This is a genomic window from Microcystis sp. M079S1, assembly GCF_020246425.1.
Classification (GTDB): domain Bacteria; phylum Cyanobacteriota; class Cyanobacteriia; order Cyanobacteriales; family Microcystaceae; genus Microcystis; species Microcystis aeruginosa.
In genome coordinates, this window is the sequence record NZ_JADBSZ010000307.1 from 1 (window position 1) to 10,352 (window position 10,352).

The window sequence follows — 10,352 nt, forward strand, 5'->3', positions numbered from 1 at the left end:
ATGGGAGTGATCAGGGGGAAATTCAGGTACTTTTTCCCTGAAAATTAGGTAATTGACCCCCTCAAAATCGGTAAAACCCCACACCCCACACCCTACACCCTACACCCTGCTTCTAGGAAAAACTTTTTCAGCAGACCCTAATTAGTCAGGGCAATAAAAAGTTTTAATTGAGAAGGGACAGAACCCTGACAGGGGCTGTATTATAGAGGGCATGGAAATTAACGACCGACTAGAACGCCGGAACTATTCCATCAAATTAGTTACTTCCAGAGAAGCAACTTGAGCCACTTGGCATACTTTTGTCTTTTTGTCAAATTTTGTGTTAAGAAAGATGTGACACCGAATCCGTTTTTAATAGTGTGATTAACTCCCAAGTTATGGATTGTTTTCCCCTGCTCCCCGCTCCCTGCTCCCCACTCCCCACTCTCCACTCTCCTATACCTTTTAAATAGGATTTAGTATGACTAATGGATAGGCCTGCTACGAATAAGGAAAAATGATATTGGTATTGATATTTTGAGCTTATGCTGTCCCATCTGCTTTTTACTTGCGACTTGGTGTGAGATGATCTAGAAATGTGTATTTCATGACAAGGATAAAGAAAAGTAATGGCAGAAATTCAGTTTTCCAGGGGGTTAAAAGAACCTGTTGTTCCCGATATCCGCTTAAGTCGCACTAAAACGGGGGAGAAAGGATCGGCAAAATTTTATTTTGAGCAACCGACTATCCTCGGAGATCAACAAACCGAGGAAATCACGGGGATGTATCTCGTCGATGAGGAAGGGGAAATCGTCACCAGGGAAGTAAAAGGCAAATTCATCAACGGTAAACCTACGGCGATCGAAGCTACGGTTATTTTCAATTCTCCCGCAGAGTGGGATCGTTTTATGCGTTTTATGGAACGTTACGGTAGCGAAAACGGTCTAGAATTTACTAAATCTTCCTGATTTGGCCCTTAGCTTTCGGCAATTTGTCAAAAAACCCGCATTCGGGATCGATGCGGGTAGAGGTGAAAAATCAGAGGAAAAACCTATTTAACTCCCAACAATTCCACATCGAAAAGTAAAGTCGCGTTGGGAGGAATTACCCCACCGGCACCCCGCGCACCATAACCCAATTCTGGGGGGATAATTAAGGTACGCTGTCCACCGACTTTCATCGATGCGACTCCTTCATCCCATCCTTTGATCACTTGACCCACTCCAATGGTAAAGGTAAAAGGTTGATTGCGATCCTTGGAACTATCGAATTTTTTGCCGTCTGTGAGGGTTCCCGTGTAGTGAACAGTCACTTTTTGACCTTTTTGGGGACTTTCTCCAGTTCCTTCCACGATATCGATGTATTTTAGTCCCGAATCGGTGGTAACTGCTTGATCTAAATCCATGGAGATGATTTCCTTATTAATAGTTTGAGTGATAGCGGGTGGATCTATTTCTGCGGCGATCGCATTGGTTTTTTCCCCTCCACCAAAGAGGGAAGCAACGATTAAAAATAAGCCACAAACCGCAATAATAGCAAAACTGAGCAAGATTTCGCGCATTGATTTCATAGTTCCCTAACGCCAGAGTTTATTCTCTAAGTCTCTCACCTGCCGTTCTAATCTATCAATCCTTCCCCGCAGTTCGTCCATTTCCGATTGTCGGGGAACCCCTAAATCCCGCAAGATCTGGCGAATATAGCGTTCTAAGTTATTCTCGAAGTTTCCCTGTTCGGACTTCATCTGTGTCATCAGATCATCGACAAAGTTTTTAGCCTGATCGGAATTGATTTTACCGTCTTTTACTAATTCATCGCTCACTTCTTTGATCTTTTCTGCCACCATGGAAGTAGTGCCAATACCCATCAGCAGCAATTGTTTAATCCAGTCGCTATTATCCATTGTTTTCACACTTTTCAAGGAGACGGGGATAAAAATATCCCTATTCCATTATGGACTTTTGCGGCGGTAACGGCAGAGCGATCGAGCAGATAACCCGCCAAGGCTATCCCCGTGGAACTACCCCCATCTAGGTTTAAACCGTCCTTTGCCGCCATTAACAGCAAAATTCGAGCTAATTCGCCTAAAGTTGCCCCCCTTCCCCCGACGCGATTGTGGATAGCAACTAGCAAAATTTTTCCTTCTTGACTAACTGCGATCGCACTGCGGGAAGCTTGTTGATTTTGGAATGCCGGACTAAATTTTTCAGCATTTCCATCTAAAACTATGCGTCCATTCTGCAATAATAGGGGACCTGCACCTAAAATCTGGGGATAATTAGCAAAATCTCCCGGTAGGGTGACGCTATCGAGGTTGACTCTTTCACCAATATTTAAATTAATATCTGTCTTTCGGCAGATGACTAAATAGCCATTTTCTGGTACTTCTATACTATCCTGTGGGGAAAGATTATTTAATTTCTCCGTCAAGCGATCGCCTTGGACGACTAACCCGGTTTCGCGCTCGGTGAGAGGATGATAATTACTTCCCCAATCGCGAGTATAACGACTGCAGCCGGCTGTCAGGAAAGCACTATTTAAATGGGTTAGGGGAAAACGTTGTCCGGTGGCAGTAATGAGAGTTTCCTCTAAACTCAGGCGATCGATCCTGATTTTACCACGATTATCCCATGCGATCGCTCCTCGGTTTAAAATTGGTCCGGATAACCATTTGCCATCCACACGAATTGCTCCCAAAGGTAACTGATTATTACGATTAAAAAAGCCGCCATTAATCATCGCTACCGCGTTACTTTCGCTATTAATCGTGATCAGGGGATTAGTGCCGCGCATTGAGGTGGAATTAGCGGTAATTGGTTTAATAGTTATCTGAGGATTTCTAGGATCGATTTCTAACCAAGTCACGGGAAACCAATCTTTGTCTAACTGGATATATTTTTGATTCCAGATTAACCCTGGTTGCCAAACAATGCGCTTTTCATCCATAGCATCGGGACGAGAATCAATGATAATTCGGGGAGGATTATCCACACTGCTAATCTGTAATCCGTAGGCAGTGGGAAGGTTAATTTTTAAACGACTGCTCACTCCATTATTTTCTAAGGAAGTGATCTGAGTGGGTAAGTTATTATTGGAGTTACCTAGATCATCTTCATCGTTATTTTGATTACTGTTGCTGATAGTTTGGGGTTGAAACCTAGAGATAAGGGATTGCTGGGCATTTCCTTCTAGGGTAATCACTGCTTGATTTTTTGCCTGACTAACTTGCCAAAAGGTCGGGCGATCGAGTTGAATAATAATCCTTTGTACTGCTCCATAATTTTCTAGCTGAATATCTTGAATCTGGGGAGCAGGAAAGTTAATAGTTAAACTATCGCCATTAATAGTGGTTGTTGCCCCCATTGTTAGTAAAATATCCGTAACGTCTAGCCAGCGATCGGAATTGATCAAATTAGCTGATAAAGTTTGTAAATTAAACCAGTTTATCGGTTGCTTTTTTGGATCATTTGTGCTAAGAAAATCCATGCCGAATAATTGTCTTGCTCCCGTGTCACTCATGGCAATTCTGGTACTATTTGCTGCTGTCCACTGTCGCCAAGGTACGGACAAAGAACGACCATTAAGAATAATTGTTCGTCCCTGTTGCTGGTTTGATAAATCCCTAGAAGCTAAAGTTATTGGTGATCTATGATCGGCTAAAGATATAGCTGGACTGCCAATAATTATCAAGGAAGTTACCGTTAAACAGATAGATGATAAATTCAGATAATTTAACTTCATAAATATCTCCCTAAATCACCTTGTTTAAGGGGAAATTTGAGGATTTATATCCTTGGCAAGAGAGGCTAGAAGGAACTATATTTTTTTGATCGATAACCTCTAATAATTCTTCAGTTGTTACTACGATAGGTTTAGAGTTAGATAGATAACTAGAGGCTTTTTTAAGTTGTTGATCGTAGGTAACTAAATAATCACAATTAGCGGCAATACTTAAAATTAAAACATCATTCGACTGGACCAAAATATTACGAATATCTCTAGCATTTTGCCAATATTTATCAAGTTTAACTAAATCAAAATCCAAGATAGTCACCTTTTCTTGAATCCGAGCCGCTATTTCGGGATGATTACGAACTTCTGCTAAAAATAATAACTCTTGTAAAACAATCGCATTAATAGCAAGACAAACGCGATCAAGTATTTCTCGATCAAATAAATGTACACTGGCTAGATCTCCTCGTAGATAAGAAATCAAAACATCAGTATCTAAAAAAACTAGAGGCTTCTCCATTGATTTTCTTCTCCTTGACGATAAAGAGCAATGATTTTTTCCGTGACTTCTGTAATACTGAGATGATCGGTATTAACTTCGATCGCGTCTGCGGCTTTTCGCAGGGGTGCTAGGGAGCGATTACTATCCAAATAATCCCTTTTTTCAATCTCTTGGGTTAATTTTGCGAGACTAATCCCACCATTTCCCTGCGCTTCTAAGTCTTTTAATCTCCTTCTGGCTCTTTCTTCGGGTGTCGCTGTCAAGAAAATCTTTAATTCCGCTTCTGGAAAAACATTAGTACCAATATCCCGACCTTCGACGACTATTCCCCCCGACATTCCCATCTGTCTTTGCAGGGTGACTAACTGCTGTCGCACCGCTTTTTGAGCGGCAATTCTGGACACTTGCGCGGTAATTGCGGGAGAGCGAATCTCTAAAGTCACATCTTGCCCGTTAATCTTCACTATAGTCACATTTTCGGGGCTATCGGCCGGAATTATTGCTATCTTCGCTAAAGATAATAACTCGGCGATGGCCGCTTCTGCGGACAAATCCAGACCGGAATTCACCACTAACCATGTCACCGCACGATACATCGCACCGGTATCGAGATAGGTTAGTCCCAATTTTTCCGCTACTAAGCGCGTTACCGTCGATTTTCCCGCTCCAGCCGGCCCATCAATAGCGATAACTGCCCGACGTTGACGCAAGATAATATTATCAATTAAACGGGTTTGACCGATCGATCCGGCGATCGCTAACAGTCCCCCTGTCTCGATCTGCTCGATCGGTTGTAAACTCTGGGGATGGACTAAATCCAGATACTGACAGCGAAATTCTGGTACTCTGTCCAGATTTTTTTGGACAATAGCCAGTAGTTTTTCCCTTTGTCTTTCCCCTAAACGAAAACTTTCGAGGGCTAATTGCAAACTTTGGGCGATAATTGTCGCTTTTTCCCTTTCTGCGGCCGATAGATACTGATTGCGAGAACTAACTGCTAATCCCGATGTTTCTCGCACTGTAGCACAAGCGCGAATCTCGATCGCTAAATTTAAATCCCTGACTAATTGCCGGATAATCGCTAACTGTTGGGCATCCTTTTCGCCAAAATAGGCGATCGTCGGTGCGATAATATTAAACAACCTGGTGACAATTGTGGCTACTCCCTGAAAATGTCCCGGACGAAAAGCACCGCATAAACCGCTAGTAAGAGAAATCGGGGGAACAACTGCGGTTATGTCGTCAGAATTACCAATTCCTAAAGTTTCCGCACTCGGGGCAAAAATAGCATCAACTCCCAAGTATTCACACAATTGGCGATCGCTGTCAAGGCTGCGGGGATAGCGAGAAAAATCCTCTGTGGGGCCAAATTGTAGAGGATTAACAAAAATACTAACCACAGTCACCTCCGCTTCCGCCACAGCGCGCCGAATTAGACTAGCATGACCTTTATGGAGGGCACCCATGGTTGGCACGAGGGCAATACTGCGATCGGGGCGATAATCAGCCAAAAAAGTGCGTAAACCGGGGATTGTCGTGAATATTTGCACAGGGTTCACTCCTTTAACAGCCTATTCCACTACTATTCGCCATTCGTGCAGTTCATACTCCACACAGCCATTTTCAATCAAGGGATGCTGCCCGATGATCGATTCGGCTGCTTCCGGGGAATCGGCTTTAAATAATAACATCCCATCGCCTCTTTCTACCCAATAACTCGTTTTTGTCTCCTGTCCTGTCTCGGTTAACCGCTGCACATAGGGTTGATGGTTATCAACATAGCGATCAAAATTGGCTTGATCGAAAATTGGGGTTGAAAACCCCGTCCTTTTAGGACGGCTTTAAGCTACAATGGAAAAAGCGATAACCAAGCTAAAAACTGAACCTTGACAACAGATAGTAGGGGGTTTCGTTCAGAAAAGACTTCAAATGCGGCCTTGAACGAGTAAAACTTTGATTATCAAGGGTTTAATCAGATTTATTTAAGCTTAAATCAAGAACTGAAAAAAAGAAAAGGAAAGAGAGAGCATCCTCTGTATGCTATCGATTCAACCGTAATTACTTTGACCAGCAAATTGTTTGCGCTATGTTAACTTAATTTTATCGCAACAGGGAAATTTAATCTCTCTCAGCGAACGTCTGTTCTCGTCAGCTTGTATGTAAAGTTTTATGTACGGATTCAACATTTCTGATAACTAATCAATCTGTTTTTCTTAACATTGATCGCTAAAGAGTGAGAAAATGCTAAATAACCAAATTGATTTACGGTGGTGGCTACGAATACATTGGCTTAATGCACATGAGAATTTTAAAAAGACCTTTAGTTGTCGAACCTGAAAGAATCAACTTTTATTTTTTTCCTTGGCAGTCCAGAGTAATTTAGAAAATAGAGTATTGTTTTGCAGAGATTAGAAATCTGGCAGAAAGCAGCTATCTTAATCGTGAGGTAAGCAGTTTTCGTTTTGGGGAGTCGGTGGTCAATACCAAATTAGTTTATACTTCATCTTTATGAGAAAGGCTGTATTTATAATCAGGGTTTTATCCCGAGAAAAGTACCTGTTTACTTGATAAAGAAAACTTGACAAATTTGTATAATAATGCTTGGTAGTGAAGCTTCTCAATAATTGATTCCCCATGACTTGGTTATATAAAACCCCCGGTATTCCCGATGAATTGTTTGAACGTTTGCCCGGGATTCCCTTGAGTAAACGCGAGGTGAGATTATTGATGATTTCCGCTTTGCGGTTAGGTGATGGGGGGGTTTTCTGGGATATTGGCGCAGGAACCGGCACTATTCCCGTTGAAATTGGCTTATTATGTCCCAATAGTCCGATTATTGCCATTGAAAGGGATGAAGAAGTGGCCAGTTTAATCCGCCGTAATTGCGATCGCTTTGGGGTAAAAAATGTTACGGTTTTTGAAGGCAGCGCTCCCGATTGTCTAGCCAATATATCCCTAGCACCCGATCGCGTCTGTATCGAGGGCGGCAAACCGATTAAATCGGTCCTGCAAGAAGTGTGGCAATACCTGAAACCCAACGGCCGCATCGTGGCTACGGCCAATAATTTAGAAACCCTCTATCAATTTTCCGAAGGCTTTTCTAATTTACAGGCGCGTAATATCGAGATTGTCCAAGCGGCAGTAAATCGCCTAGAAACTAGGGGTATTCACCAAGTTTTTGCCGCCGTTGATCCCATGTTTATCCTGAGCGGCGATAAACTTTAATTGTGGATAACCTTCCATAAAGTTTTCTTAATCTATATAATTATGACAATGCCGCCTAACTTCTCTGGATTAACCATGCCTTGGCCACGCATTGTCAGCGCTATTTTTGCTATTGCCTTCGCACTGGGAATTATTATCGTTGGGGGTTGGTATTTCACCCTCGGCATCGGTGTTATCGTCTTTTTGGGACAATTAGAGTATTTTCGCTTAGTTCGCGCCAAAGGCATTGAACCGGCCGCTAAAACCACTCTCGTAGTTTCACAATTATTACTGCTGACGGCAACTATGGCAGCCCCCCTCACCGATGCCATGTTTCCCCTGGCCGGAGCGTTAATTTGTTTTTATCTGCTCTTTCAGCCAAAAATGGCGACAATTGCCGACATTTCCACCTCAATTCTCGGTCTGTTTTATGGTGGTTACTTACCCAGTTATTGGATTCGTTTACGGGTCGGTTTTTCTCCCGAAAGTGGTCCCGTGGCCATTGCCAGTAACTTACCCCTGATGGGATATTGGCCGGAATCGTGGATGGAACCGAAATTATTCCCGGCCGCTTTGACGGTGACTTTTCTAGCTTTCGGTTGCATTTGGGCTGCCGATATTGGAGCTTATATCATGGGAAAATGGTTAGGGAAAACCAGTTTATCGCTGATTAGTCCCAAAAAAACCGTGGAAGGTTCCTTTTTTGGCATTTTAGGCAGTATAGCGGTGGCCGATTTGGGTGCTTGGTATTTAGATTGGCCCTATTGGCAGCTGACGGGCCTAATTTTGGGCTTATTAATTGGTATTGTCAGTTTATTGGGCGATTTGACCGAATCGATGATGAAACGCGATGCCGGGGTCAAGGATTCCGGGCAGTTAATCCCCGGTCACGGTGGTATACTCGATCGCACCGATAGTTATGTCTTCACCGCTCCCCTAGTATATTATTTCGTCACTTTACTGCTGCCCTTGTTGCGTTAGTAATTTGTATCTTCTCCAAGTGCTAAATTAAAGATTAAACCCAAATTTGCGATTATGTCAGGAGTCGTCTATCCCCGGGGTAAAGTTTATCTTCTCGGTGCGGGAATCGGTCAGAGCAGTTTTCTCACCCTGCAAGCGCGAGCAATTTTAGCCACGGCCGAGGTTTTGCTGTACGATGCCCTAGTGGATAGTCAAATCTTCTCCCTAGTGCCGAAAACCTGTGTTTTAGTCGATGTAGGCAAACGGGGAGGACAACCCGGGGCCGAGCAGAATCAGATTAATCGGATACTGGTTAATTATTGTCAAGAGGGAAAACGAGTTATTCGGCTTAAAAGTGGTGATCCGGGGGTTTTTGGGCGAGTATATCCTGAAATGTTGGCCCTAAAGCAGGCTGGCTGTGATTTTGAACTGATAACCGGTATTTCCTCCGCTTTAGCCGCTCCTTTATTGGCCGGAATTCCCCTGACCGAAAAGGATATTAGTCGCTGTTTTGCGGTCTTGAGCGCTCACGATCCCGAGTCTCTCGATTGGTCAGCCTTAGCTAAAATTGATACACTTGTGCTATTGATGGCCGGTCAGTCTTTAGGGCAAATTATCGAGAAATTATACCAAAATGGGCGGAATATTCACGACTCGATCGCTATTATCCGTCAGGCGGGACGCAAGGATCAACAAATTTGGCGCGGCACTTTAGAAAATATTCTCGCTCAAACCGCCGGGGTGTCCCTCTCACCCTCTATTATGGTCATTGGTCAAGTTGTGGATCTGGCGATTATGTCCTCTCCCCCACCCCTAGGCGGTAAAACTATTGTTATTACCCGTGCCGCCGAGCAAACGAGTCAATTTAGCGAAATTTTGCAAAATCAAGGCGCAGAAGTCCTAGAAATGCCCGCTTTAGAGATTCGTCCCCCCGACCGTTGGCAAGGTTTAGACGATGCCATCGCTCAGTTAAAAGAGTTTGATTGGCTGATTTTAACTTCTGCCAATGCTGTTAATTTTTTTTTCGAGCGCTTGACATTTTGGGGAAAAGATGCTAGGGCTTTAGCGACCGTAAAAATCGCCGTGGTGGGCAAAAAAACCAGCCAAGTTTTGCACTCACGAGGATTAAAAGCGGATTTTATCCCGGGGGATTTTGTCGCCGATGCCTTGGTAAACGAGTTTCCCGACCCGATTAAGGGGCAAAAATTCCTCTTTCCTCGCGTGGAAACGGGAGGCAGAGAGATATTAGTTAAGGAGTTAACGGCCAAAGCTGGTCAGGTGACGGAAGTGGCCGCATATTATTCCGGATGTCCCGCACGCATGGATAGTGGCATCTGGGAAGCCTTTCGAGATGGGAAAGTCGATATAGTCACCTTTGCTAGTTCCAAAACCGTCCAGAATTTTTATCAGTTATTGCGACAAGAAACGGCAGAATTATCGGTTAATTCCCTCTTAGAAAAAGTTTGTCTGGCTTCTATCGGTCCGCAAACTTCAAAAACCTGTCAAGAGTTATTTGGTCGTGTTGATATCGAGGCGCGAGAATATACCCTAGAAGGGTTGACTAGCGCTTTAATCGAGTGGAGTAAGACCTGACATCCTCAGCGCCGTATTTGCGGCGGCCCGGATTGGGAGGATCAAATCCCCTTATCAAGAAGGATCAAAGCCCCCCTTATCAAGGGGGGTTGGGGGGATCAAAGCCCCTTATCAAGGGGGGTTGGGGGGATCAAAGCCCCCCTTATCAAGGGGGGTTGGGGGGATCAAAGCCCCCCTTATCAAGGGGGGTTGGGGGGATCAAAGCCCCTTATCAAGGGGGGTTGGGGGGATCAAAGCCCCTTATCAAGGGTAGGGCTGTTTCATTTAAATTAAGTATAGCTGATTTTGAGTCAATAAATTTGACCGAAGATTCTCAAGTTTATCTTGTTCTAACCAAAAGAGTTAGTCACAATAACTAATCTTTAATCCTCTGCCAAATTTATTA

At 43.7% G+C, this 10,352-nt stretch carries 10 protein-coding genes; 4 read left to right on the top strand and 6 right to left on the bottom strand.

All coding sequences use genetic code 11. The features are described 5' to 3' along the window. Positions 1-608 precede the first annotated feature (608 nt). Positions 609-947: a photosystem II reaction center protein Psb28 gene (psb28, locus tag IM456_RS19745; protein ID WP_149988028.1), complete on the top strand. Its 339-nt coding sequence runs from the start codon at positions 609-611 to the stop codon at positions 945-947. An 83-nt stretch (positions 948-1,030) separates the two neighbouring features. Here the strand turns inward: psb28 and IM456_RS19750 are convergent, their stop codons facing one another. Genes IM456_RS19750 through IM456_RS19775 form a run of 6 tightly spaced genes read right to left on the bottom strand, consistent with a single transcriptional unit; the run spans position 1,031 to position 6,018 of the window. Further along, on the bottom strand, positions 1,031-1,549 hold the full coding sequence (locus tag IM456_RS19750; protein ID WP_002803929.1) for an FKBP-type peptidyl-prolyl cis-trans isomerase: 519 nt from the start codon (positions 1,547-1,549) through the stop codon (positions 1,031-1,033). Between the two features lie 6 nt (positions 1,550-1,555). Then, positions 1,556-1,879 (bottom strand): phasin family protein, encoded by a 324-nt coding sequence (locus IM456_RS19755; protein ID WP_002737682.1) that lies wholly within the window; start codon positions 1,877-1,879, stop codon positions 1,556-1,558. Between the two features lie 14 nt (positions 1,880-1,893). Continuing rightward, positions 1,894-3,717, bottom strand: coding sequence for a phosphodiester glycosidase family protein (locus IM456_RS19760; RefSeq protein WP_287692399.1), 1,824 nt, complete (start codon positions 3,715-3,717; stop codon positions 1,894-1,896). Between the two features lie 10 nt (positions 3,718-3,727). After that, on the bottom strand, positions 3,728-4,228 hold the full coding sequence (locus IM456_RS19765) for a type II toxin-antitoxin system VapC family toxin (RefSeq protein ID WP_149988025.1): 501 nt from the start codon (positions 4,226-4,228) through the stop codon (positions 3,728-3,730). Then, a complete protein-coding gene (locus IM456_RS19770; protein ID WP_149988024.1) occupies positions 4,213-5,760 on the bottom strand; it encodes a bifunctional pantoate--beta-alanine ligase/(d)CMP kinase in 1,548 nt (515 codons plus the stop codon). The genes IM456_RS19765 and IM456_RS19770 overlap by 16 nt, the downstream gene beginning before the upstream one ends. Before the next feature lie 21 nt (positions 5,761-5,781). Further along, positions 5,782-6,018 (bottom strand): YciI family protein, encoded by a 237-nt coding sequence (locus IM456_RS19775; protein ID WP_149988023.1) that lies wholly within the window; start codon positions 6,016-6,018, stop codon positions 5,782-5,784. Between the two features lie 826 nt (positions 6,019-6,844). Between IM456_RS19775 and cbiT the strand changes: the two genes are divergently transcribed. Genes cbiT through cobA form a run of 3 tightly spaced genes read left to right on the top strand, consistent with a single transcriptional unit; the run spans position 6,845 to position 9,967 of the window. Further along, positions 6,845-7,435: a precorrin-6Y C5,15-methyltransferase subunit CbiT gene (gene cbiT / locus IM456_RS19780; protein WP_149988633.1), complete on the top strand. Its 591-nt coding sequence runs from the start codon at positions 6,845-6,847 to the stop codon at positions 7,433-7,435. 42 nt (positions 7,436-7,477) lie between these two features. Then, positions 7,478-8,395: a phosphatidate cytidylyltransferase gene (locus IM456_RS19785; RefSeq protein ID WP_149988635.1), complete on the top strand. Its 918-nt coding sequence runs from the start codon at positions 7,478-7,480 to the stop codon at positions 8,393-8,395. A 54-nt stretch (positions 8,396-8,449) separates the two neighbouring features. Then, positions 8,450-9,967: a uroporphyrinogen-III C-methyltransferase gene (gene cobA / locus IM456_RS19790; RefSeq protein WP_287692402.1), complete on the top strand. Its 1,518-nt coding sequence runs from the start codon at positions 8,450-8,452 to the stop codon at positions 9,965-9,967. The last annotated feature ends 385 nt before the right edge of the window (positions 9,968-10,352 follow it).